The 26,012-nt window shown below is 48.4% G+C and carries 15 protein-coding genes; 12 read left to right on the forward strand and 3 right to left on the reverse strand.

Translation table 11 applies throughout. The features are described 5' to 3' along the window. Positions 1-33 precede the first annotated feature (33 nt). The 4 genes from BM210_RS24815 to BM210_RS24830 all read left to right on the forward strand — a co-directional run bounded on the left by BM210_RS24815 (position 34) and on the right by BM210_RS24830 (position 9,578). Positions 34-3,111, forward strand: a complete 3,078-nt coding sequence (locus BM210_RS24815; RefSeq protein ID WP_091174693.1) for a putative baseplate assembly protein — start codon at positions 34-36, stop codon at positions 3,109-3,111. Positions 3,112-3,362: 251 nt separating this feature from the next. Continuing rightward, positions 3,363-5,603: a putative baseplate assembly protein gene (locus BM210_RS24820; RefSeq protein ID WP_091174694.1), complete on the forward strand. Its 2,241-nt coding sequence runs from the start codon at positions 3,363-3,365 to the stop codon at positions 5,601-5,603. Positions 5,604-5,751: 148 nt separating this feature from the next. After that, positions 5,752-7,860 (forward strand): phage tail protein, encoded by a 2,109-nt coding sequence (locus BM210_RS24825; RefSeq protein ID WP_091174696.1) that lies wholly within the window; start codon positions 5,752-5,754, stop codon positions 7,858-7,860. 53 nt (positions 7,861-7,913) lie between these two features. Next, positions 7,914-9,578: a hypothetical protein gene (locus tag BM210_RS24830; RefSeq protein ID WP_091174698.1), complete on the forward strand. Its 1,665-nt coding sequence runs from the start codon at positions 7,914-7,916 to the stop codon at positions 9,576-9,578. A gap of 117 nt (positions 9,579-9,695) precedes the next feature. On the opposite strand, the gene BM210_RS24835 is transcribed toward BM210_RS24830, so the two are convergent. The 3 genes from BM210_RS24835 to BM210_RS24850 form a co-directional block, all read right to left on the reverse strand. After that, a complete protein-coding gene (locus BM210_RS24835; RefSeq protein WP_091174699.1) occupies positions 9,696-10,118 on the reverse strand; it encodes a GNAT family N-acetyltransferase in 423 nt (140 codons plus the stop codon). Positions 10,119-10,490: 372 nt separating this feature from the next. Next, positions 10,491-12,296 (reverse strand): MORN repeat-containing protein, encoded by a 1,806-nt coding sequence (locus BM210_RS24845; protein WP_177237981.1) that lies wholly within the window; start codon positions 12,294-12,296, stop codon positions 10,491-10,493. A 78-nt stretch (positions 12,297-12,374) separates the two neighbouring features. Further along, positions 12,375-12,761, reverse strand: a complete 387-nt coding sequence (locus BM210_RS24850) for a DUF4280 domain-containing protein (protein ID WP_091174703.1) — start codon at positions 12,759-12,761, stop codon at positions 12,375-12,377. Positions 12,762-13,192: 431 nt separating this feature from the next. Here BM210_RS24850 and BM210_RS24855 point away from each other — a divergent pair, with 431 nt between their 5' ends. From BM210_RS24855 to BM210_RS34945, 8 genes are all read left to right on the forward strand, one after another. After that, positions 13,193-16,528 (forward strand): stalk domain-containing protein, encoded by a 3,336-nt coding sequence (locus BM210_RS24855; RefSeq protein ID WP_091174704.1) that lies wholly within the window; start codon positions 13,193-13,195, stop codon positions 16,526-16,528. Positions 16,529-16,567: 39 nt separating this feature from the next. After that, complete coding sequence (locus BM210_RS24860; RefSeq protein ID WP_091174706.1) at positions 16,568-19,333, forward strand: adenylate/guanylate cyclase domain-containing protein; 2,766 nt, start codon at positions 16,568-16,570, stop codon at positions 19,331-19,333. A gap of 24 nt (positions 19,334-19,357) precedes the next feature. Next, on the forward strand, positions 19,358-19,855 hold the full coding sequence (locus tag BM210_RS24865) for a GNAT family N-acetyltransferase (RefSeq protein ID WP_177237982.1): 498 nt from the start codon (positions 19,358-19,360) through the stop codon (positions 19,853-19,855). 111 nt (positions 19,856-19,966) lie between these two features. Beyond that, positions 19,967-23,020, forward strand: coding sequence for a HEAT repeat domain-containing protein (locus tag BM210_RS24870; RefSeq protein ID WP_143101091.1), 3,054 nt, complete (start codon positions 19,967-19,969; stop codon positions 23,018-23,020). Positions 23,021-23,043: 23 nt separating this feature from the next. Further along, the gene (locus BM210_RS24875) at positions 23,044-23,472 is read left to right on the forward strand and encodes an ATP-binding protein (protein ID WP_177237984.1); all 429 of its coding nucleotides are present in this window, start codon (positions 23,044-23,046) and stop codon (positions 23,470-23,472) included. A 133-nt stretch (positions 23,473-23,605) separates the two neighbouring features. Further along, positions 23,606-23,944: an STAS domain-containing protein gene (locus BM210_RS24880; protein ID WP_091174712.1), complete on the forward strand. Its 339-nt coding sequence runs from the start codon at positions 23,606-23,608 to the stop codon at positions 23,942-23,944. Positions 23,945-23,979: 35 nt separating this feature from the next. Further along, on the forward strand, positions 23,980-25,437 hold the full coding sequence (locus tag BM210_RS24885; RefSeq protein ID WP_091174714.1) for a GAF domain-containing SpoIIE family protein phosphatase: 1,458 nt from the start codon (positions 23,980-23,982) through the stop codon (positions 25,435-25,437). 198 nt (positions 25,438-25,635) lie between these two features. Continuing rightward, positions 25,636-26,012: hypothetical protein (locus tag BM210_RS34945; RefSeq protein ID WP_177237985.1), on the forward strand; the 377-nt coding region annotated here is incomplete at its 3' end.

Raw genomic sequence — 26,012 nt, forward strand, 5'->3', positions numbered from 1 at the left:
TCATGACAAAGCGGACAGAAAGGGGGTGGATGCATGCAGCCTCCCAAAATTGATAAGCGTGATAAGCAGGACCTGATAGCCCAGATGAAGGAAATGGTTCCATATTATACACCGGAATGGCGATTTTCACCGGAGGACCCGGACCCGGGGAGTGCACTATTTCTCATATTTGCCGATATGTTTCAGGAAAATATTAAACGAATGAATCGAGTACCGTTTAAAAACCTCGTTGCTTTCATGAATTTGTTTGATGTTTCACTGCTTCCGGCGCGGCCGGCCAGCGCATTTTTGACGTTTCGCTTGAATTCGGGAGTTCAGGACCCCGTGCTGATTCCAGCCGGTACTCAGGTTGCGGCTCCAAGTGCGGAAGGTGACATTTTATTTGAGACCGAACGGCTGCTGCTGCTCACCCCTGCAGCACTCATTGCCGCTTTTCTGACCAATAAGAAGCACGATAGCATCCTGCAAATACCGGAGTCCTGGGTAGCTGCAGCACAAGCCGGATTAGCGGCACCGAGCCCATTGTTTCAACTGCAGGATGCAGACAATCTGCAAGAGCATGTGCTTTATTTGGAGCATGGCGACATGTTTCTACTAAACGAGACAGCTCGAATCGAGATTGAGGTCGGTCATTCGATGAAACCTCATGATGAGCTGAGTCTCAGCCAGCGGCTGGCTGATCCTTCGTTGACTGAATGGTTGTATGGTACGGAGAATGGGTGGATGCCGTTTGACCGAATTGAATCACAGGGCAATCGGATTATATTACATAAGATGCAGATTGGTGAAATAGTGGAGCAGGAGCTGTCTGGCTGGAGTGGACGTTATATTCAATGCCGGATGAAGCGGGGCAGCAGCAGTGCACCCTCACTTGCCGATCAGCGTCTGGAGCTGGATCGTATTCAGGTGAAAACCGATTATGTGGACAGTCTGGACCGGGGGGGTATTGCGCCCGATCTGATGTTTTATAATGATATTCAGGCGAATGCTGACGATGGCTTTTACCCGTTTGGGGAACAATTCATTCCTTATGGAACGTTTTATGTATCCAGCCATGAAGTGCTTAGCAAGCGTGATGGTTTGATTACGATGACGTTTGCGCTTAAGGTGGTCCCTAACCGATTTCAACTGGAGCAGGAGCAGGTTGTAGACTGGAAGCTGATCATGAAAAAATCCAGCTTTGAAAGACCCAATCCACCGATCGTTGCGATTGCACAGGTCATCTGGGAATATTGGAATGGCAGTGCCTGGGTCAGACTGGATGCCGGCAGAGAGGCTGAAAGCATATTTTATCGGCCTGGCGAAGAGCTGCAGCACAAACAGGTGTCGTTCCGGTGCCCGAAGGATCTGGAGGAAACTTTCGTTAATTCCCATCTGAGCTATTGGATTCGAGCGCGTATTTTGCAGATAGAAAATTTATACTCAGCGCTGCCGATCTATTTCTCTCCTTGGATGGAGAAGGTTAAGCTGACTTACGCGTATCCGGAGCGAGTGTATCCGCTTAGACGCTGCCTTGCACTTAACCATACGGTCATGGTCGATCAGACTTTGCAAAGCCGCGGACATGCCGGGGCATTCCAGCCTTTTTTTCATATGGATGTTAATCATCCGGCACTGCACCTTGCATTTGATGTGCCGCCGATTAAAGGGCCGATCTCGATATTCGTCTCTGTACAGCCCCAAAAGCTGATAGAGAAAGATATTCCGCTGCTTGAATGGGAGTACTGGCGGGCTGGTTATTCGGATGAAGGTCCAAGATGGTCAGTTCTCAAGGTAATAGATGATACAAATGGATTAACGAGAACGGGTTCCGTGCAGTTTGCGGGTCCAGCCGATTTTCAAAAAACCTCCTTGTTTGGTCAAGATGGCTATTGGCTGCGCGCAGTAAATCGGGATGATAAGTATGATGATTTCTCGGGGAATGTGTCGATACCGGTCGTAAATGGGATGTATGTCAATACGGTAGCGGCAGTCCAGCAGGAAACTGTGCATAACGAATATCCCGATCCCAGAGTAGGTGACATTGCCTCCGAGTTCCAGCTGAGTAGAACTCCGGTCGTTGCGGAAACTGTCTGGGTAGACGAAACCGGTTCTATGGCAGAGGAAGAGGTGCGGCTGCACATAGAGCAGGGAACCTTGGAACTCGATGTGATCCGCGATACGGACGGGTATATTTATCGGTTATGGGTAAAATGGCTACCGGTAGCGCATCTGAGTGACTCCGGCGGCGAGGATCGTCATTACGCTATCGATCGGGCCTTTGGACGAATCCGGTTTGGTGATGGGATTCACGGCAAGGTGCCTCCCAAGGGTGGTCTGGAACAAATAAAAGTTACGTACAAAGTGACACGCGGCAAAGAAGGCAACGTAGGGGCGGGGCAGATTGCCAGCTTGCAAAACTCGATCGCTTTTGTAGGCGGAGCTATGAATCCTGAGGCCGCGGCCGGGGGCTGTAATGCAGAGAATCAGGAGTCAGCGATGCGTCGTGGTCCGCAGCAGCTCAAGCACCGGGGACGTGCCGTTACAGCAAAAGATTTCGAGTGGCTGGCGCGGGAGGCTTATCCGAACATTGCGAGGGTTACCTGTTTGGCAAATTATAATGCGAGGGTGGAGCGGGAAATCGGCTGTATTACGCTGGTGATCTTGCCTCAAGAGGGAGTTGGTGGGCTTGCAGCCTTTCCTGAGCTCAAGCGGCAGGTTGAACGCTATGTGCTGCAGCGTGCTTCCAGTATGGTGGCTTTACCTGATCGCATTCAGGTTATTCAACCGGCCTTCATTGAAGTATCTGTAACCGCATATGTCGCTGTTGAAGGTATGGAAGCTGTTGTCTCGACAGAGCTTGCGGCTATTGCCAGGCTGCAGCAGTTTCTTGACCCGCTCTCAGGCAACTATGACGGTAAAGGCTGGGAAATCGGTCAGGATATTCACCTTTCGATGTTTTATGCGCTTTTAAAATCGATCCATTCGATCAACCATGTCGAAAAGCTGTATATGTCGGTGTATAAGATTGAGGATCACATTCGTACCGAGCTGGACGTTAACAGCCTGCCCTCTTTATTGCATGGAATCATCATCAGTGGTGTGCATAAGGTAGTTGTTACTGCGCTTTGATACACAAACAGTTTTTACAGCTACATAAGATGAACCAAAAAAACATACAGGCCGAGCGGAGAAAGCGGACCCTTCTGGAGAAACGAAGTGTTCGCCTTTGCAGACGGTATCTTACCCTATGAGACTTAGAATCCAAAGAATCCATCTGTCACAGTGATTGGAAGAAGGGTCTGCTTTTGCAGCGGATTTCTGCTGGCTGGATGTTGGTAAGTCTTGTCCATATCACTTGACTACGAAAGGAGGTATAACGATTGCTGCCCATACCGAATTTGGATGATCGATATTTCAATCAGATTGTACAGGAAGCAAGAAAGGCGATTCCCAAGCTATTTCCCCAGTGGACGGATGAAAATGCACATGATCCGGGGATTACACTAATCGAGCTGATGTCATGGATGACGGAGGTCCAGCAGTATTATTTGAACCGGATTACGGAAAAAAACGAGCGCAAGTTTCTCAAGCTGCTAGGTATTCGTCTCAAGGAATCGGTTCCTGCAAAAGCACAGCTGGCCTTTACGGGGCTGAAGGAGCAGCAGGTGCTGCCTAAAGGTACGAGGCTTGCCGCGATGGATCAGCTGTTCGAAACGGTCGAAACCTTGCAGGCGGTCCCATCCATTCTGGATAAAGTTATTGTGCGTACCTCTGTGGCGGCAAGCGATAATACCTCTTCCAATCATCATGCGAGCATTGCGTACTATGCCTTTGGAGCGGATGCCAAAAGCGGCAGCAAGCTGTACCTTGGTTTTGACCGTGAGCTTCCGACAGGCATACCGATTTCTCTTTACTTCAAGCTGTTCGACGGTTATCCCGTCCCAGTCGGGAGAGCTGCCGACGGGTCGGCCGAGCCGATTGCCTCTGGAAGCGTTTCGTGGAAGTATGTAGGCTTTGAGGATGGTGAAGGCTGGCTGCCAGTCGAGCTACTTCGTGACTCAACGGTGCATTTATCGCAGACAGGTCAGATCGTGCTTCGTCTGGATAAACCGATGAGACCGATGCTGGTGCATCCTGCTAACGACAAGCGGCGTTATTGGCTGTGCTGTACGCTGGAAAACGAAGGCTATGAGCTTGCACCGAAGATTGAGCAGGTTCACCTTAATACCGTTGAAGCTGTACAGCGAACTACCTGGAGCGAAGCGGTTGAGTTCGATAGTTCGGGTGAGGGCGGGATCGTATGCAGCCGTGTGGCACATCTTCCTTATTACGGGCTGAACCTCGTGCAGGTACGTGAAGCCGGAGGCGATTGGCGCGACTGGCAGGCTGTTACAGATATCAGAAGTAGCGGACCTGAGGACTGCAGTTATGAGCTTTCTCGTGATCCACTGCTAAAAACGACCGAAATCCGCTTTGGTGATGGACATCATGGTGCTATTCCGACCAAAGGTAAGCAAAATATTCGGCTTATCTCCTATGTACCGGACTTTGAGCTGGATCGTTGGATTGGCGGCAGCAATGGGCTGCCGCAGCAGGAATTCGAGGTTAAGCAGGCGCTGAGATGTTTGAAGGATTCTCTGCTGCTTCAGGTTGGACGGAGAGAGCCCGGTATTCCCGGCTTTATTTGGGAGGATTGGACACGTGTGGAGGATTTCGATCAATCCGGTTCCGAGGATCGACACTACGTATGGGATGAAGCTAATTATGTATTCCGCTTCGGTAATAATGAGGAAGGCTGGATCCCCCACGATTCGGAGCAGGACAACCTGCGCATCATATCACTGCAAACTGGCGGCGGCCAAAGGGGTAACGTCAAGGATGGATTGATCTCCGAATTCGTTACTGATGATCCCGAGCTTCAAAGCATCCGAGTGACGAATCCCAGTCCCGCATGGGGAGGAACCGAGGCCGAATCCGTAGAGGAGGCCAAACATCGCGTGCGAAGAGACCTGCAAACGCCGTATCGAGCGGTGACAGGTGAGGATTATGAGGCTATTGCCCGCGCTACACCTGGGCTACGTGTCGCAAGAGTGAAGGCAATACCGCTCTATAAGCCAGGGATGGTGGAGGATGAGCAGACCAGATCCGCAGCACAAATGACAGTCGTTGTCGTTCCTTACAGCGAGAGCTCACAGCCGAAGGCAGGCGTTGGTTTTCTGCGAACGGTAAAAAAACATCTGGATTTGCATCGCTTACTGACAACGGAGCTGCATGTGATACCCGCCGAATATATTAAGATTACCGTGCATGCAGTTGTTGTCGTGGAGCCGCAAATGAAGGAAGAATCGAGGCGGATTCTTCATGAGCTGTATGGGCTCCTCCAGCCCTTAGACCGATCGGATGGTTCAACGGGCTGGACGTTTGGCAGGGCTGTGTATAAAGGCGATATTTATGGAGCGATCAGCCGGTTGAAGGGCGTCGTTTACGTACAGGATGTGTGGATTGATTTTGAAGGCTCCGGGGCACGTAAGAATGCCAGTGGAGACATCCTCATTCCTCCTTATGGATTGGTGACTTCCGGTGATCATGAGGTAGAGCTGATCAGTAAAGCAGACGTTTAGCCACATGCTCTGAGTGGGAACTGTAGAGGTTATTTAAAGTAACGCATACGTGTGTTAAGCCTTCCTTTCATAGACGAGACACGAGGGAAGACGTACATGCCCATCGATTTTTGGATTCAGCAGGATGTTGACGAAGGGGGTGTAAGCCGTGCAGGACCCGTACCAGTTTTTCTCATTGAATAAACGGTCGGATTGGGATAAAGGACGTTATTACAATCTCCATATGGTGAATGGGGGACTTGGGCTTCACCAGACGGAGAAATATGGAGTACACAAGGTGATACAGCCCGAGGAGATGGACGGTCCACAGAATCCGCTTGATTTTGCTATGGGGCAGAATGGCAAGCTGTTCGTTTTGGATGCACGGGCAATTATATGGTCCTACGATACGGAGAATCAATACACGGAGCAGTTGTTCCGTCATGGACATGATTTATTTATGGCAAGTGCTGCGCTGGCTGCAAGTAGAGACACCCTGTATATCGCGGACCCGAACAGCGAACGGCGCATAGCTGCTTACTCGGTATCGAACAGTCAGCAGATATGGGCCGCTCAGGAATGGCAAGGGAAACCGCTGTATCCGCTGGCTATTGTGTCCGACTCACAAAAAAGGCTGTATACCGTAATCCCACTGGATATGATTATTGGGATGAATGGAAATGAAGAAGTGCCAGAGGGGGGGAGAATCGGGATTGTGCAGTGGAGCTCGGCGGGGGAAGCCATTCGTGTTTATCAGCACGATTCGCTCCGGCTGGAACAGGCGACGGCTGCAGCCGATTTACTTAAAAGATACTATACTGCGGTTAATGCAGTGGGAGCCGTCTATTTGTTTGATACCGAGCTAAAGCTGGTCACATCCTTTCACGAGGACGGAACCTTGTTTGTACAATTCTCGATTGCTCCAAAAGGTGCTTATGCGGGTCTTTCCATTGATACGAATAATAATATATATGTTGGTGACAGTCGGTATGTCGGCCCGGATGAAGAGGACGAGCGTTTCATTCTGAAGTATGGACAGCATGGCGATTTTCTTAACAAGGTTTCGGGATTTCGTGGACGGACGGACAAACTCCTCCTGGGTTCACGAGATTGGATGTATGTGCTCGGTGGTGAAACGGGTGAAATCACTTTGCTGGAGCTGCAGCCGAGAACGATGGAGCTAGAAGAAACCTCCCTACCGGAGGGAATCTATTTCTCCCATGCACTGGATACACGTTCTACAGAAACGGAATGGCACCGTGTACAGCTGGATGCTGCGATTCCTGATGAAACTCAGGTACGACTTTACTACTATACCTCTGATCGCAATGAAGAATGGTTGGACGGTGACTTTACCGACCTCAGCTCATACTTAAAGGACCCTGTGATTCCGCTCAGAGATAAGCTGAGGGCTACAAGGGATCTATGGTCGGAGCCGATTACGAATCCGCGGGACGCCCTGCTCATGAATGCTGCTGGCCGTTACTTGTGGCTGAAGCTTGAGGTCGTTGGCAGTGAGCGGCGTACGCCGGTTTTGAATAGACTTCGAGTGTATTTTCCACGTAAGTCATTGATCTCATATTTGCCTTCGATTTATCAGGAGCAGCAGGATGAGAGCCGATTTTTGGAACGATTTCTAGCCTTATTTGGTACGTACTTTCAGGATATGGAGGAGAAGATTGATCATATCTCCAAATATTTTGATCCGAATGCCGTTCATGGACAATATTTAACTTGGCTGGGTACATGGCTAGCCATTCATGAGGATGAATCGTGGGGCGAGGAGAAGCTGCGCCAGCTGATCACACAAGCACCAGAGCTTTACAAGCTCCGTGGCACACGACAAGGCCTGCTGCGTATGCTGTACATTTACACGGGAACCGAGCCGTATATCATTGAATATTTTCAAATGAAGCAAATGCAGGAGAAATCGGAGCTGCGTGAGCTGTTATCCCGTCTATACGGCGATAATCCTTATTGCTTTTGTGTGCTGCTGCCGCAGGAATGCGTGCAAACCGATAAGCAGAGGCTCATTATCGAATCGATCATCAACGATCAAAAGCCCGCTTTTACCGAAGGTAAGCTCACCCTGCTGCAGCCTTGGATGTACATGGATATGCACTCGTATATGGGAATTAACACCTTTTTGTCAGAACCGACGCTGCTAACATTGGATCAGAAATCGTCTATGCCTTACAATACGGTGCTGATCGATCTTGATCGTGACAAACGAATGGACATTCATACCCGACTTGGATTGGATTCCGAATTAGAATAATTAAGCCAGCTGTGAATATGAATCAAACTAGGGGAAGGCGAGGGGATTGTGGGATGAAAAAGACACGTTACTATCCGTTTGAGCGCAATCGCTATTTTTATGGCAAGCTGTTAACCGTTCGTGACTTTGAATCAGAGCAGAAATATTTTAACGATAAGCGGCGTTTGATGAACCGATTGCTGCATGGAGCAGGTGTAATTACGGGTCTGCAGGTCATTGCAGTCGATGATAAGTCGGTTTCTGTGGAAATGGGGGCGGCTATTGATGCGCTGGGCAGGGAAATCATCATTCCTTCTCCCGTGACACTCAAGCTGTCGATGATGCAGGGATTTTCGAACAATGAGTACGCCAAAAATGTATATCTTTGTCTGGCCTACGACGAGAAGGGCAAAGAACCTGTTCATTCGGTAGCCAATGCAGCTGTTCGATCCGATGAAGTAAGTGAGTATAACCGTGTGCTGGAAAGCTATAAGCTGTTTATCCGTGAGGAATCCCCCGATCCTTCAGCATTCCCGATTGAGAACATCATGGAGCAGACAAGCGTGTTGTATCAGGATGGACATATTCGGATTTTACAGCGAACTCCGCGTTATGTGAATCCGGGTCAGCTGTTTGATGTGACCTTCGTTATCGAAAAGACGCTGCAGGCGGCTAAAATTTCTTTTGCATTCGAACTGATCGGACAACAGCTGCAGGCTGAGTATAACCACAAAGTAACGTTCAACGAACCTCAGGAGCGGCAGGAAACCGAATATGAGGTAACGGTACAGCTTCGTGCAGCGGACGGATCGCGAGGCAAGGGATCGGTTGGGATCAGACAGGATCATGCAGTTCTGCGTATCGGCGATAAGCAGGTCAGTTTGTCCTCAGCCAGAGCCAACGAAGTGATGATCATCGATGAAGCCATAGATAAACAATGGGTAAATGATTTTGTGAACCGGTCGCTGGAGGACTCTCTGGATTCTCCTTCTGACCCTTGTATTTATTTGGCCCGTATCAGCTTATTGCAAATGGGCCCGACCTATATGATTGAAAAGGTCGATCAGGTTCCATTCAACGAATATGTGTACAATGCTTCCGCCCTGCAAAAGCTTAAAGGCGTGAATGTTTCGGCCCCATCATCACCAATCAGCGGATCGATTACGGCCAAATCCAGTCTCAGGAAAATAGCGGGCAACCAAGAGCCTGAACTCAATGTTACGTTCAACAAGGACAAAGGTGAGCTGAACTTCGATTTGGGGCTCCCTGATGTTCAATCCGAAGATCAGATACGGACGGGTGTTGTTGAAATTCCGATAGCATCGCTGAATAAGTTCGCGGCGTCACCTTTTGGCCGAGGTGGTAAAAGTTATATATCGGCTGAGATCGAGCATGGGCTTGGTCGAGGCAACCTGTTCATTTATACAGGAATTGAGGAAATTAATGAAGATTATATTTCCGATATCTTAAGCAGCAGTGAACGCTTGTACGGTGGCTCGACGGATGTATTTAAAGGCAGCGAGCATGAGCCGATTGGTCCAGACGTCAAGATCGGAACGGTGTTATACCCGCAAAAAGGCACGTTCCGCATCGGAGTGCGGCTTCAGCAGCCTACGGAAGCGACGCAAATCAATATCCGCTGGTGGGCCTTCAAAAAAGCGCCTGGAACGGGTGCTGAAAAAGAGACCGTTGACATCTTTTCGTTGGAAGCGGCGAGCGGACGGGAAGAACAGGTGTAGCCTAAGAAATCCAATGCATAACGTGGCTCGCGTACGGTTACTACGAAGTACATTCAGGCTGTTAATGTAAGTAAATACTAAAAAGTCGGCCTCTCTTAAACGAAAGGCCGACTTTTCTTATCTTCGATTCGCATCGGCTGCACGCCTCATATAGCGGTCAGCAACACGATTAAATCCATACGATTCATAAAGAGAATGGGCGTCTTTGGTTCCCAAAACTCCGTTAATTCCATGCAGAGCTTCAGAGCTAACAATCGTTTCGACTAATTTTTTGCCGATGCCCTGGCCGCGATAATGTTCATCAATGAATACATCACACAAATAATACATCGTAGCGCCATCTGTAATGACTCTTGCAAAGCCGATTTGTCGATTTTGATCATAGACGCCATAGCAGAGAGAATTTTCGATGGCTTTCTGCGTTTTTTCAATCGGACGCTCATTCGCCCAATAGCTTCTGGACAAAAATCCACCGATGATCTCGATATCCAGCCGAGTTTTGTCATCGCTAATTATAAATGTATTGAATAAAATTTCCATTTCCAACGCCCCTCGTAAATAAATTGAATGGTAAGTCCTTAATGATTCCTTCTACTGGTCATGGCCGGATGGACTGGGGCACTCATTTTTTATGAGGATTCGCTTTTTAAGATCTGAGCAACCCGTTGATAGCAGGCTTTCCAATTGTTCATCCGTAATCAGTTGGGAGTGGTGTTCAAACATAATCCTGATGTTGGGTTTCTCTTCTTTAAAGATATGCAAGTAGTCCTCAATGGGAGCCCAGCCTTCATCCGGGAAAGCTCCCATATTGTACGATCATAAATATGTTCATCAGAGGGCTTCTTAATAAAGGAATGTCCCATAGGGCCAAATAGACCTTATGAGACATTCTCTCTTGTCGTTGTATACATGTTAATTCGCGGGCTTTGTCGGAATAATTTCAAGCTGAGTCGCGATATTGCCAGTTGTGCGGTGAGTGAAAGTAAGCAAGTAATCATCCTTGTAATAGCTATTGGTATAAGTTCCAGGTTGGGCAGCCCGCTTGAGCTCGAGGATCCGGTAACCGAGCGCATTCGGCTGCTTAGGGTCAGTGAACGTTTCTACTGCCGGTACGATAAGAGCAAGCGGCTTACTGCCCCATAAGGTGAACGAGGTGACGGTAGCCTCCTTGGGATTGGCTGGAGACGAGCTGACAATGAAGCTCATCTGATAATTCGGATAGCTCAATTGCAGCTCTGTAATTGAGCTGGTTGCTGCGGCAGTATCGCCATTAGCTGCAGCCGTAGTACTTGGAGCGCCTGTACCAGGTACGGCTGCGCTTGCTAATGTGCCGTTAGCCGCACCTGGCGTTGTGCCGGCACCACTTGGTGCAGCAGCCCCGCCAGTACTTGTGTTGGCTCCGCCAGCCGCAGCAGACCCTCCTGCAGGTGCAGGAGCTTCAGCACCAACCGCAGCTCCTACAGTGGTGTCATTTGCTAATAAGGCCGCAAGTGGATCAGGCATACCTAGCAGGGTGACTTCACCTGGCTTGCCGAGCATATCCTCAAGCTTTTTGCTGGATAAGCCAATGAAACTCTGCAGGTTCGCGCTGCCGTCTACGAAAAATGATTTAAGTACGGGGGATCCGTCTGCATCGAATATAGTTCCGACGCCGTCGTACATACCGTTTTTGAAATCACCCTTGTACAGCGTTCTGCCCGCTCCGTCCATCAATTCGCCAACGCCATGGTACACATTATTGATGAAACCGCCTTTATAGGTAACCAGACCTTTATCACCTAATACTGTGCCTTCTCCATTATAGGAGCCTGCTGTAAAGGCACCTTTGTATTTGAGCATCCCGTTTTCATAAAATTCGCTGCCTTCCCCCGAGAACCTGCCATTTTTGAAGGCTCCTTCATATAGCATAATGCCTTTGCTATTAAACAGCTTACCGGCTCCATTGTACTCGTTTCCAGCAAAATCTCCTTCGTAAAGCAAAATCCCAGCTGCATCAAACAGCTTGCCCGCACCGCTAAATTTCCCTGCGTGGAAAGCTCCATCATATTGGATGCCGCCGTTCGGATAGAACAGCTTGCCCGCACCACCGAATTGCCCGTTTTGAAATTCCCCGATGTAACGGATCTTCTGGTCAGGATTGTAGAGAGTGCCAAGTCCGTTGTAAGCATCAGCGATAAATAGACCTTTATAAAGCAGCTTGCCCTGTTCATCGTTCAAGGTACCGGCTCCGTTCTTCTGCCCTTTGTCAAAAGAACCCTCATAAAGCAGCACGCCTTGTTTGCCATACAGCTTGCCTGTGCCTGCATATAAACCGTCAGCGAGCTCGCCTTCGTATCTGGCACCCTGCTGGTCATCGACAATCTTGGCTTTTCCCGAGAAAGCTGAGGTCTTGGGTGTAAATTCCTGTAACACAGTTGGACGATTAAACCATTTATTTACAAATACAGGTGGGCGAATAAATATGAAGTAGGCGAGCAGAAGAACGATGAGAAAACAAATTAGCAGCAGTCGCTTGGATACATAGTAATACCCAATGGGTACATAATTGCTGAGAGAGGATTCCTTTGTTCCGAGTATAGCCTTCAAAAAGGCTTGGAACTTTTTGATTAGAGCCATGGTCAGTGCTCTTAATTTAAAGATGGGCCTTAACATTTTGGTAACGATCGGGAACACTACCGGCCTGAAGATCGTTTCCATCGATTTCACGAATGTATTCACGTTTTCACTCCTATAGCAGGATCGCCCGCATGCTAACATGAAGGCTGTAAACCGTATTTCTTCATATCTACCGCTTGCTTAAGGCACTTGTATGGTTGCTTGTCCGGGATTGACTACTTGAATGACGCCACCCCAATTGCACATGCACTTGGAGCTGTTGTTGAGGGCTGGCATGTTAGCTACTAGAACGGTCGGTGAGCCTGGAACCCATGGAGCGGCTGTAACAGGAATGCAGGGCATAGGGGTTAATACGCCAAAAGCGGCAGCGGTTGCAGCGGCTACCATGGGGTTAGATGGTGAGTTGCACATACCAAAGGGCATAATATTCAGCATCGGTTTGTTATCCATAATATTGGCAATGGGCATGGAGGTCATCACCAGATTGGCGGGGAGCACGTTCAACGTCCCTGGCGCGGCACCGAAGCTGCATTGCAGCATTGCGCCTCCGCAGACGAGTATACCCATCGAATCTACCACCTTATCGACATATTATCGTGCTTATTCAAAAAGTCTTCTTTTCAACACCGTGAAGGTTGCAAGAGGGTGAAGAAGGGAAGCAGAGTTACAAGCCTTCCTTAGGAATGTTGCTTCGTAAGCATATTTGCTTTAGGCAATGCCTAGATAGCGGCACATTTCAAACCTGAATGCAAGAATCGAAGCCGAGTAAGCATCCTATGTAACTTCGGGATCAAAAGGGGACTTTCTGAACAATCTCTTAATTAACGTGTATACAAGCTGTGAATCTATAGTTTCATAGTACTAAATAAAGCGAAAAGCGGCAATAAATTCATTTTCTTATTAAGCGTTATTCCACAATTTGTCGATAAATAAGATGCGGGATTCATAGAGTTGATGTACTATAGATGTAATGTTATTTAACGTCGGAGGGGTTTGAAATGATGTCTGTGCAACGTGTCGGAGCTTGTTTGGTATGGCTCCTTTTGTTGAATCAAGGGCTCATGTTATCGGCGTTCGCTGCTCCTGGGGATCAGATCAAGGATTTGCCATTAAAAGAGGCTGTTCAACTGGGTATTAAGAACAGTCAGGAAATTCGTGATGCCAGGTCAGAGATAACCAAAAAGAATGCAGAGCTGGTACAGGCACAGTATGCGGTGCAAAGCGAAGATGCCAAGGATTCGAGTCTATTCGCCAAGCCGCGGAATTTGAGCAAGGACCTGCAAATTCGCTTAAAGGTTCCGGAAGCACGCAAGCAGCAGTTAGTGGCAAATGAGGCACTTCGCAGCAAGACGTTGTCCGTGCAATATGAGATGGAAAAGCTGTATGGGAACGCGCTACAGGGATTGCTGGCAGAAAATGCAGCACAAAAGAAGCTAGATGCGGCCAAGGTCCAGCTGGAGAGCATAAGAAACAAGCAGAAGTTTGGGTTAGCGGATCAGGCAGCCCGTGATCAGGCGGAGAAGGGGTTGGAGCAAGCGGCATCCAGTTTGAAGTTGGCGCAGCTTTCGTACAAATCGAGTCTGCTTGCTTTGGGGGACAAGGTGGGCATGGATCTGCAAGGAGGGGTCAAGCTTTCCTACATCCAGGATTACGGAGATCTGAATCAAGCGATGCTGGAGAAGTACAGCGCCACTGCCCAAAAGACGAACCTGTCCCTGCTTCAGGACCGAGAGGACCGCAGAATTGCTGACATGAAGGTGGATGTGTCCCGCAAGCTGTACGCCTCCAAGTTTGGTGAAGCCCGCATGCGGGTGATTGAGAGCATGTACAAGGCCAAGGATATCGACTATGAGCTGTTCATGGCGGGCTACGAGGCTACGCTTGCGGGAATCCAGCGGGATTGGGAGGGCTTTATGTGGCTTGCTATTTTCCCTATTCCAAAAGTACTGCTGCAGGGCGAGTATGATGGCATCCGTTATTTTGACGATATTCGACAGTCGCTGCCGATTTCGATGATGGATCAGAATAAAGCCGTTTTGAAGGAAAAAGAAAGCTTGAAAAACGTAGTATTATCGATTCGCCAGTCTTATCTGGATGCCAAAGGTGCTGAGGAGGCTTATGCGCAGTCCCTGAGGGATCGGGATAAAGCTGCTGCTGCGGTCGCTGCAGCAGCACAGAAGGCCAAGCTCGGCTTTATGAAAGCAGAGGAGCTGCAATTGGTGCTAGATGCCAAGGATCAGGCTGAGCTGATGGCGCTTAACAGCTGGATCAGCTACAAGCAGGCGCTCGGCAAGCTGAACGTGGATACGGGCGGGGCGGTTGAGCCTACATATAAGGTAGGGATTTTACCCTACCGTGATATAGATGACGGACTTGCGAAGATTAATCCGTCCGAGCCTGAGGCCAAAGGTCCGGGAGGCAGCTGGAGCATCAAGCCGAAGATTGGAACGCTGGTTAGCGAGTTCTCGCTTAAGGTAGACAAGAAGCTGGATGTAACGGATTATGCGTTATTTACAACAGAAGGCAACCAGATTGGAAAAAAAGAACCGATTCAGAAGCCGTTAAGTGATCTAAGCATACTGTTCAGTGATCCGGAAGGCATCAGGGTCATTTTGTATAGAGATATGGAGATTGTGGCTGAAAGCATTCCAGAGGGTTACGGTGCTGCTGGCACACTCAAGCTGGACCCGCCTGGTGAATTTGCTGCGAAGCCAGCCGTTACCGGAGCTGTCGTAGCATCGAAGAAAGGCGAAGCGACAGTAGATGGGGGCACTACGCTGATGATCGGAACGTACCGCATAGCGCTTGATGCACTGACGCCAGAGCTGCATACGGCTGCCAAAGGGACGATGGCTGAATCGGGACAAGGGATATTAGTGAAGTCTGAGCTGACTGGCGGTGTATGGGTTTCAGCAGATCAGGTGTTGAATTTGCAGGCGATGGAGAATCCGAAAGGCAACGCAGTGATCGGACCGGAAAAGTTGGCTGCCTTAAAGCTGACGGTTGATGTGGGTCCGAATGGACAGCTGGCGCCACTGCTCACAGCAGCGCAGATGAACATGGAGCTGGAGACATTAAAGAAGGAGCAGGAGCAGCTCAAGTTGGACAAGGAAAAGGCACTGGCAGCGAATAAAGCTGCAGACACACTGCTGCTATCGATTAAGTTGAAGGAAGCGGAAACGAAGTCAATCTTATTGCAAACTTTGCTTAGTGATAATCAGGCTGTGGCAATTAAGCAGATTGCCTTGTTGAATAACCCCGAAGCGCTCGCCAAGCAGTTGGAAGCGGATGCAGCAGCTGCCGGTGGCCCGCAGAATGACGGCAGTGGAGCGGGTACAGGTGGAGCTGCTGCTGGCGGCAGCAATGGAGCGAACAACCCCGACGCCACGGGAGTCGGAGCCGGAGCGGGCACTTCTACGGGTGCAAGCGACGCGATTAAGCAGGCTGAACTTGAGCAGCGTCAGCAAGAGCTGGAGAAGAAGGTAAGGCAAGCTATAGCCTCCGGAGATACACAGACAGCCGAATTGCAGCTGGCTTCGCTCATGGATACAGCCAGCAGGCTGGCTGTATCGGATAGAGGAAGCGATGAGAGTATAAAGGCACTTCAGAGCGCACTTATCCAACTGCAGGATGCCCAACAAGCAGCGCAAGTACAAAAGGATACAGGCAGGATCGAGCAGCTCCAAGGCTCAATCACTTCATTGAACTTTATGCTGCTGACCGTACAGAAGGAATCGCTCTTTGCCAAGCTTGATACGATAAACGGTTTATCTGCGAAGCTGCTGAAGGATGCGCAAGGCAACCTATCAGCTATGGCCCAGCTGCCTCCGGCTCTGGCAGGTCAGCTGGAAAAAGAAAGCAGGCAGACGCTTGCGCAGATCGGTCGAATTGAGCTTGGCAAATATACGCCCGAACAGATGCAGGAGCTTACGGCAGCCACTGTGGAAATTGAACAATCGTGGGGAGAAAGAGCAAGGATTTTCCCGGTAGAAAGTGTTATTTCTCCCAATTTAATAGTCTTTTTTCCGGCTCCGCCTGTTATAATAAATGAAAAAGTGTTTTTACCTGTAAGACCTGTTTCCGAAGCATTCGGAGCTATGGTCATGTGGGATGAAGAACAACAGTCTGTGACGATCAGTCAGGATCGTACGACGATTGTGTGCAGGATTGATAATCAGGTCGGTTATGTCAATGGAGAGCCTGTAGATTTGGATACGAAGCCCGTTATGATCGCGGGCAGAACTTATGTACCGCTGCGATTTGTGGCGGAAATGCTGGATATGCAGATAGATTGGGATAACGGTACGAAAACCATTCGGATTTCTGCCGAATAGGACAAGCAAAGGCTTGCGAAATCGAGGCGATGAAGAACGATGAAGAAATGGGTAGTAGTCCTGCTGCTCACAATGCTGATTGTAGCTTCAGGATATGTTGTTTACCAAAATAGCGAAGTTATGACAAGCTCACCTTGGCAGCGTAATGTGCCACTGAGCAGTATTTCCAAGGCGATAACGGATAAGCAGAACAACCTCTATGTCATTCATAACTCGAAGAAGAGCATTGCCAAGCTGGACTCTCATGGGACTGTCCTCTACACGATCAAGACGAATGATTCACTTAGCGACATCCATAGCTTCAACGGACTTGCAGTGGACAATGAAGGCAATCTGTATACGAGTAAAATGACACTTGACCCTTATGGCCTAGTCGTCAAATCTGAGCGGATTGTTCGATTCTCACCTACGGGTGTGGAGGAGGACAGTTTCTTTCCTCTGGTTTATCCCAATACAGAGCCGAAACGATTCAGGTATGGCAGCCTGAAATCGTTGGGTGTGCAAAATGATGTACTATCTTTCTTTGTCGAGAATAATGACAAGGTTACTTTATACCGTATGCCAGTTGGCGAAGCAACAGGAGCATCGCCGCAGCCTGCTGGCTTCTGGTCGCTGCCCGCAGGGAAATATGTTGCGGGAGTTGTCGGAGATAACGCTAATCTTGTTTATATTACCGCCCGCAGCGGTGAAATCTATCGATTCAACGATGGAGGTCAAGCCGAGCAGGTCTATCCTTTAACAGGCGTCGATCGGACCAGACGAAACTTTCCTGAGCAATTGCAGCTGGATCAATCAGGCCGTCTCGTATATATCGATTATAACGCCCAAGCGGTCAGCAGACTGGACCCCGCCCAGCCCTACGTGATCGAAGCGCTATTAACGGTGGAAAAAGCGAAGCAGTATGGAGTTGACTTATCCTTCGAGGATATAACCGGCATTAGTGTAGGTGCGGACAACGGACTGATTACAATGCATGAAAAGCAAATTATTCGTCAAAATCCGGATGGAACGATCCAGCCGCCTATTGTAGAAGGAAGTTATGCTTCTTCAAGGATCATTTATAGAGGGCTGGTATGGGCTGTTGCACTGGTTGGACTGCTGCTGCTCGTCTATGCGGTTAGACTATTTTACATTCATGTCATGCTTCGTCGCATTTCGTTGATGCTGAAGCAGATGATTGTATTCATACCAATTATCGTCGGTTCCATGATTTTGCTGTCGTATTTTATTTATACGGATTTTTCAGAAAAAATGGAGAACGAGACATTGAGCGAACTCTCCCTCCTAGCACGCAACGGTCGGAATTTGATCGATGGCGATAAGCTGGAGCGAATGAGTTCACCACTGGATTACAAAACCGAGGATTACAAGATGTTTCGTAAAAAAATGGATTCAATCTTTGAGGACACTGGAGACAATGATGACGGCGGATTCTACAAAGCGCTGTATAAATACGAGAACGGTACCATATACCGAATGATTGAAGATGCGGACGATGTAAATATGTTCAATCCGTTCCCCAAAACGCCAAAGAATACGAGGGTCGTGGAGCTGGGTACTGTAGAAACCGATCAATGGCAGGATGATACCGGGTTTTGGATGTATGCGATCGGACCTATATTTAACAGCTCGGGGAAAATCGTTGGTGTGTTTGAAACAAGTAAAAATCTGGAAGGTATACTGCAGCATCGGCAAAAGATTCTGCGCAACATTATCCAGACAATTTCGGTTATTACCTTGGTACTGCTGGCTATTGTGCTGCTGACCACCTATTACATTCTTTCGTCCATTCGCAAGCTGCGCAGCTCGGCACTCGCGATTTCCAAAGGAAATTGGGAGACGGTCGTCGATATCCGGACACATGATGAAGTATCTGATCTAGGAGATAGCTTTAATGTGATGGCTGCGCATATTCGCAGCTACATTGCCAAGGTTACTCGGGTGAGCGAAGCGTATTATCGTTTTGTCCCACAGCAATTTTTGAAATTTTTAGACAAGGACAGTATTCTGGATGTCGAGCTTGGAGATCAGGTTGAGCAGGAAATGGGCATTTTGATCGTTAATATTCGCTCCTTCTATTTGTTATCCAAACGGTTAACGCCTGAGGAGAATTTTAACTTTGTAAACTCCTATTTAAACCGTTTTGGTCCTTTTATACGCAATCATGATGGGATGATTAACAAATATTTGGGTGCCGGCTTTATGGCACTGTTCCCCAAAAGTGCAGACGAGGCGCTGCTGTCCGGTATTGGAATCATCAAGGAGCTGGAGACCTATAACTTACATCGGGCAAGCTGCAATTACGCACCTATTGACATGGGCATCGGGCTGCACAAGGGTCCGCTTCGACTGGGTATTATCGGAGAGGAGCAGCGGCTGGAGGGCAATGTGATTTCTGATGATGTTTATTTGGCCAGTGTGCTGGAAAAAATCACAGAGCCGCTGGGTGCAACTATTCTTGTTTCCAGCTACATTATCGACTCGCTTCAAGACAGGAGCAGCTTTCAATTCCGCAGCCTGGGGTTGATCCATATCGAGGGCAAGGATGAACCGCTGCAGCTATATGATGTATATCAAGGTGAACCAGATACGCTTCGGGCGCTGAAGGAGAAAACAAAGACAAGGTTTGAGCAGGCGATATTGCTGTATCAGGTCGGACGTTTTTATGACGCGCGCGAGGCCTTCCTTCAGGTAATTAAGGCAAATCGACAGGATAAAGCAGCTAAGCTGTACTTCTATTTATGTGATGAATACTTCCAGAATGGTACAACCGAGGATTGGAATGGAACCTTGTCCGTCTCTTAGTCTATTAGAATGGAGCAATCAATCATGAGTAAAGTCATATTTCAGGTAAATGTTATGCAAAATGAAAGGGATGCGGAGCGGGTCAGTCAATTTTTCCTCTCCGAGGATGCTTTTGACGATCAGAATCATACCCCTGGAGAGCTTCTGCATTTCAGTAAATGGCCGCTTGAAAGTCTGCAGATACCGAATCATCGCCATTGGTACGCCGAGAATGAAGCCAAAGAAATAATTGCGGTCATCAGTACACGGGAAAATGAGCACAGAACAGGCGGTTATCTGTGGGATTATATGGCTGTTCACAAGAATTACAGGAAACAAGGGATTGCTAAGCGTTTATATGAGACCATGCTTGAATTTATTACGCAGCAGAACGGGCGCTATATATTGACTTATACGTGTGATCTGCCGCAGTATGCTTCGGTGCAAAATATGTTTGGGTTGCTCGGTTTTCAATTAATCGGCAATTATCCAAATTATTATTATGAGGGTGAAGCCCGGCTTGCTTATTGGAAAAAGCTTTAGCTGTATCTAGGGTTGGTGGTAAGACCCTCTGTAAGTAAGCCATGCACCGAATCCACGTTGCAAACCCTACATGGAGTGAAAGACAGATTACATAGGATTGGACTTGATGATGTGGCAGGTACTTTATTCCGAATACTTGGACTGCGTACAGAGGACTCGCGGAAGCTTTGGGTTATGCTGCCGGTTTTTTATTTTGCCGGCATCGCGGAGTTATTAAGTTATACGGCTTTTATGGCACTCTTTAATCAACGGTTTGGCGTGCAGTTCCTGCCATTCGTTTATATCGTAGAGGCGATTATTATGCCGCTTGAGGGCTGGCTGCTGGCCAAGCTGGCGGATAAGCTGCCGAAGGCGAAGCTGATGCGAACGATGTACCTCCTTATGACAGGCGTGCTGCTGGTGAATGGGCTGATCCTGATAGGATTTAAGATAGTGGGCCTGGATTATAGATGGTATTATCCGATTCTGTTTATTTCCTCAAACTTTGTCGTTCGCCAGCTGACGCTGCTGCTGTGGAGTACGGCATTTGACTTGTCACCGACACAGCAGGCCAAACGTCTTATGCCGATTTTCGTCGGAGCTGCTACAGTAGGTGGCATTACCGCCGGGTTTATTGCCCAGCAGGTTGGGAGATGGTCAGGGACTGAAATCGTCTATATGCTGGCGCCATTGTTTCTGCTAATCGGTTTGTTCAACTTCCGTAAGGCGATAACGAGGTATTTGGTCCCTTTGACCTTTAAAGAAGACAAGCAGCCGCATAAGCAGGATCTGACAGTCCAAGAAGAAAAGTCGGCTGCATCGGGCGCTTATTATAAACAGCTGTCGAAAAGTCCTTTTCTGCTCTGTGCTGTAGGTTTGATGACGTTAATGCCTGCGTTGTACTTCTTAATGGAGTATCAATATTTCACGACGACTGAAAAAGCGTTCCCCATCGAGCGGGATTTGACTGCGTATTACGGGTTGATCATTACGATACAATTCTCTGCTTCTTTGCTGCTGCAGACGTTCTCAGGCCGATTGATGAATTGGCTGGGCGCAAGCAACATGCTGTTGGCCATATCGGTTGTGTTTATGATCGGCTTCGGTCTGTCAGCTTTATTTCTGGACACAGGTTACGCGTTGGCTGTCGTGTCAGCGACCTATGCACTATTTTATATTTTACTTTATTATACGGCTGAGCCCTGCTATCAATTGTTCTTTAAAATGCTACCGATTAATCAAAGAGATGGCATTCGTTATGTATCGCAAGCGATTGCTGCATCTGGAGGTATTTTGCTGGGTGCATTGTTGTCCCTGCTGCATTCCAAAGGATTCCTAAGTCTGGATTCCGTAGCGATCATCGGTGTCGTTGTCGCTTTATTGTTAATCGTGATTGCCTGGTTCGGACGCAACTTGTATATCAAGGAATTAATCAAAAGCGTACAGTCCTTTCAAGCTGATTTCTCGGAAATGGCTGTTGCTTTTCTGGGAGGCATGCGCAGCTCAAAAATGCTGCAGGGCGTGCTGGAGCATCTCCACAATCCAAATGATCATGTTCGCGAGGTTGCGCTTGAATTGATCGGCAAAGCGAATGATTCCTCGCACCTGCCGCGACTGGTCCAGCTTGTAAATGATCATAACCCGCGTATTCGGGTGGCAGCCCTGCGTGCGATGAGTTTGCAGAGGGCAACTATCCAGGAACTGGTGCAGGTGGCTGCTCTGCTGGAAGATGAAGAAGTCGATGTGAGGGTAGAATGTGTAAGATTGATCGCCAGAGCTGGGCACATGCAGAGTCAGGCGCATTATTTTATCAGGCTAAAGCTGCTGGATGCGCATCCTCGTGTCGTCGCGGAAGCGGTTAAGGCACTGTATGCGCTTGGTAGTGATGAAAGCTTTTCCGCGTGTGATGAGGCGATTATAAAATTGCTTGATAATGGCGGCGATTGGGCCGTATTCGGCTGTCGTACGGTTGCTGACTTAGGCTTGTCAAGCTATAGCGATTGGGTCTTGTCGTTACTGGAGGATCAACGGCCTGCAGTCAGAGTAGCGGCTGCGCGATGCTTGGGTATCCTGCAATATGATGAGGCAATTGGCTCTTTACTTCCGATGTACCCGATGGCTGACCAAGAGCTGCGTAAAGCGATTATCCAAGCGCTTATCGACATGGGAGATAAAGGAATTCCCGCCTTGATGGAAGGACTTGAATACCCGAATCCTTTTATATGGGACGCTTGTGTTGCTGCGCTTGCTCATTTGCTTAATGAAGCCCAGATCCGTGAAGCTTTGGTTGACTCGTGCATTCAGCGTCTGCAGGGGACTCATCTGGAGAAGTCGCTGTCAGCTGCAATAGGGAAGCTCGGGAGGGAAGGTCTGGCTGAACTCGCGGAGCAGCGCTATAGTGAGATTCGTGCTGTCATATGTAACGCAGCATGGGTTGTTCTGGCGAAGCTGGCTGATGAACATGTCGTTCAGGTTATCCGCGAAAGTGTTCAGGATAAGGACGAAGAAATTCGCGAGAACGGTCTTGAGGTGTTGGCCGAAGGGCTGGGTGATCGCAAGCTTGCCTATGCTCTGCTCGACATGCTGAAAGCCGGAATGGACACGATGGACCCCGGAGAAATTGCTGATCCAAAAGCGATGATTGAGCAGGTTGGTCAGGGATCGGATGATTGGCTGCGGGATATCGCACAACATGTGTTAAAGGAGGAGCAAGCCGTTATGCCGAATGAGCAAAAGCTGTTAACGATGCTCGACAAGGTGCTGTTTTTAAAACAGGTATCGTTATTCTCCAATGTATCGGTCGATGAGTTAGGTTTGATTGCGGGCATTACACAAGAAGAGGTATATCCCGATCAGGCACTGCTGCTGCGTCAAGGAGAAGCGAATTCCAGCGTATATCTCATTGTAGATGGACATGTGGAGCTTAGCCTTGTAACGAGCAATGGGGGAGAGGGGACCATCGGCGTATTGGGAGCCAAAGAAGTATTTGGCGAAAGCACGGCGTTGGATCAATCCATATCAGGGGTTACCGCACAAGCGATTTTTGATGAGGTTCGCGTTCTGACACTGAAAGGTGAGGGCTTGTCGAGACTGATCCGATTGTATCCAGAAATTGGCATTGGATTGCTGCATGCCTCGAGCGCGCGTGTCCGTTTGCTCGAAGCGATGCTGATGAAGATGGCATAACCCAAAGGAAAGCAGGGGATTGTGTGAGCGGTGAGCTTCAACAAATTGAGCTGACAAATGATCTTCAAGAGCTTACACGGCTAGGCATTTGGTTAACCGCATGGGCAGAACAGCAGTCTGTTGATTCCCGGACGCTGTTTCAGCTGAATCTTGTTTGTGATGAATTGGTTACGAATACGATTTTATATGGCTGCAATTCGGAAAGCGCACATACGATCAAGATCTCTTTATGGGTAGATCCAGAGCATATTGAGCTGACGATAACGGATGATGGTAGGGCGTTTGATCCATTGTCACTACCCTCACCGGATGTTCAGGAAGCTTTGGAGGAGCGCCAAATTGGTGGATTAGGAATTCATTTTGTCAGAACATCCATGGATGAAGCTATTTATGAACGAGTAGGGGCGTTGAACACGATTCGTATGAAGAAAATCGGGTGGAAAACCCGTTAGCCAAGCCAATACTTGTGAAGCAAGTTTTCTGCGAAAACTCATAGCGAATGCTAACGAAGTAAGTTTTCTAAGAAAACTCAAAGTGAACGCTTACGAAGCAAGTTTTCTAAGAAAACTCATAGGAGGATAAAGCATGAATGTAACGGAACGTACGATTGGAAATATTGCGATTGTTGCTATTGAGGGGAGATTGGATGCAAACACCTCGGGTGTACTGGAGGGCAAGTTTGTACAACTGGTTGAACAGGGACGGACGAAATTTGTGTTCGATCTCTCCAAGCTTGATTATGTGAGCAGCGCAGGTCTGCGTATATTGCTTGTGGCAGCCAAAAAGATGAAGGCGCTAAAAGGCAGTCTGGCTTTGATTGAAATGACAGCCAATGTCCGCGAAGTGTTTGATATGTCAGGTTTTAGCGCGATTTTCTCGATTTATGCGACTGAGGCGGAAGCGACTCAGGCTTTGTCTGAGTAAGCAGAGAGGAATGCCTATGGGCAGGTGACACAAGCATGGGTGAATTACCATATGGCTGGATGCTCGCGATCCTGATTTTACTGCTTGCTCTGGGGGCTAATGAATGGAGGCGGCGTGCGTCGGAGAAAGAGCTGTCACGCACGTTGCAGCTTTTTAAAGTCAGCCAGGAGATTAATTCGACGATCTACAAGCAGGATCTTTTACAAAAAATAATGGATACGGCATCACAGGTTACGGACGCGGATGCGTCTTCGGTAATACTGGTGGATTCGGAGAAAGGCGACCTGTTCTTCGAACTGGCGCTTGGGGAAAAAGGCGGCGAGATTCGCGAAATCCGGCTGGCTATGGGTGAAGGCATCGCAGGCTGGGTTGCCCAGTCTGGAGAATCAATCAAAATCGATAATGCTGCCAGTGATTCCCGTTGGTCCTCGAAGGTTGCCAATCGGGTAGACTACCCGACGCGTAATCTGATGTGTGTGCCGATGACGAATAAAGGTGAGATTATCGGAGTACTGCAGGTGCTGAACAAACGCAATGGAAAGCATTTTAGCGATAAGGATTTGAAGCTGCTGCAGTCTATTGCTTCGCCGACCGCCATATCGTTGGAGAACGCGATGCTGTATGAGGCGTTAGAGAAGTCAGTCCAAGCTTTGAAGGATACGGTTGCTGCCAAAGAACGGATGGAAAGCGAGCTGCGGATCGCCAGTGATATTCAATTGGGCTTTTTGCCACAGCGTGTCACTTCGTTAAGATCGAGCCCTTCGATGTTAGATGCTGGCCTGGTCAATGAAAGCGTTGATGCATCAACAGAAATGCTGATGGCGGATAGTGTGCGTTCGATGATTCGTCCGGCACGAGAGGTTGGCGGCGATTTTTACGATTATTTTATGGTTGGGGAATCGAAGTTGTTTTTTACACTCGGGGATGTATCAGATAAAGGGATTCCTGCCGCTTTGTTTATGGCGGTCACAATGACGCTCATTAAAGGCATGATGAAGGCGGATATGACACCTGGTCAGCTGCTGACGGAAGTGAACCGTGAGCTGTACAAGGATGAATCGGCGATGTTTGCAACTATATTTTGCGGTGTGCTGGACATGGTAACAGGAGAGCTAACCTATAGTGATGGCGGTCATTGCACTCCTTATATCATTCGTGACGGTGGAGGCGTGGACCCATTGATCGGGATTAAAGGGCTTCCTCTGGGCGTGCTTGAAGATATGGAGTATAGCGACAATGTGGCTTACCTAAGTCGTGGGGAACGTATTCTTTTGTATACAGATGGAATTAGTGAAGCAGAGGATGTATTTTTGCGGCAATACGGAATGACGCGCTTGCGTGAGCTTGTGGGCTTGGAGCACCAACTTACGATGGATGAGCTGATGAAGCGGATTTTACAGGATGTTGATCTGTTTATAGCAGGAGCGAAGCAATCTGACGATATTGCGATGCTGCTGGTCAAGTGTTTGAGTAAGGAATCTACGATTGAATAGCTGTAGAAATATATTCTTATGTTTCAAGAATATGGTATAGTTGAGCTAACGAATTAGCCAGCAGCGTGTTCTTGTATAAGATTGATTGTTTTCCATCAGAAAACTCAGATAATGCTTACGAAGTCAGTTTTCCTTCAGAAAACTCGGATAATGCTTACGAAGCTAGTTTTCCTACAGAAAACTTTAAGGAGGTAAAGCATGCACACACATCAACCGCGTCATCATAGTAAATCCAATTCCGAAGCAGCATTGCAAAGAAAGACATCAGCTAAGGACCCAACCAATCATTCAGCAACAGCCGCTTCTTCGGAGATGATGAGCTTGCATGAAGTGATAGGAAATCGCAATGTACAAAGAATGCTTGTCGGAGGCTCCACAAGCAAAATGCCGATTCAGGCCAAAATGACTGTAGGCCCTGTTGGCGATCAGTATGAGCAGGAAGCTGATCAGGTAGCTGGACAAGTTGTACAGCAGCTGCAAATGCGGTCTGCAAACGAATCGATCCAACGCGAGTCGGAAGGTGGAGAGCTGGAGGAGGAAGAGCTGCAGATGAAGCCAGCGGTTGAATCGATCCA

The organism is Paenibacillus sp. 1_12, assembly GCF_900114475.1.
In the GTDB taxonomy this organism is placed as follows: Bacteria; Bacillota; Bacilli; order Paenibacillales; family NBRC-103111; genus Paenibacillus_S.

Bases quoted from the DNA above. Each gene is read 5' to 3' on its own strand.
- BM210_RS24815 (WP_091174693.1), top strand. From the start codon at position 34: ATGCAGCCTCCCAAAATTGATAAGCGTGATAAGCAGGACCTGATAGCC.
- BM210_RS24830 (WP_091174698.1), top strand. From the start codon at position 7,914: ATGAAAAAGACACGTTACTATCCGTTTGAGCGCAATCGCTATTTTTAT.
- BM210_RS24835 (WP_091174699.1), bottom strand. From the start codon at position 10,118: ATGGAAATTTTATTCAATACATTTATAATTAGCGATGACAAAACTCGG.
- BM210_RS24850 (WP_091174703.1), bottom strand. From the start codon at position 12,761: ATGGGTATACTCGTCTGCGGAGGCGCAATGCTGCAATGCAGCTTCGGT.
- BM210_RS24855 (WP_091174704.1), top strand. From the start codon at position 13,193: ATGATGTCTGTGCAACGTGTCGGAGCTTGTTTGGTATGGCTCCTTTTG.
- BM210_RS24860 (WP_091174706.1), top strand. From the start codon at position 16,568: ATGAAGAAATGGGTAGTAGTCCTGCTGCTCACAATGCTGATTGTAGCT.
- BM210_RS24865 (WP_177237982.1), top strand. From the start codon at position 19,358: ATGAGTAAAGTCATATTTCAGGTAAATGTTATGCAAAATGAAAGGGAT.
- BM210_RS24880 (WP_091174712.1), top strand. From the start codon at position 23,606: ATGAATGTAACGGAACGTACGATTGGAAATATTGCGATTGTTGCTATT.
- BM210_RS24885 (WP_091174714.1), top strand. From the start codon at position 23,980: ATGGGTGAATTACCATATGGCTGGATGCTCGCGATCCTGATTTTACTG.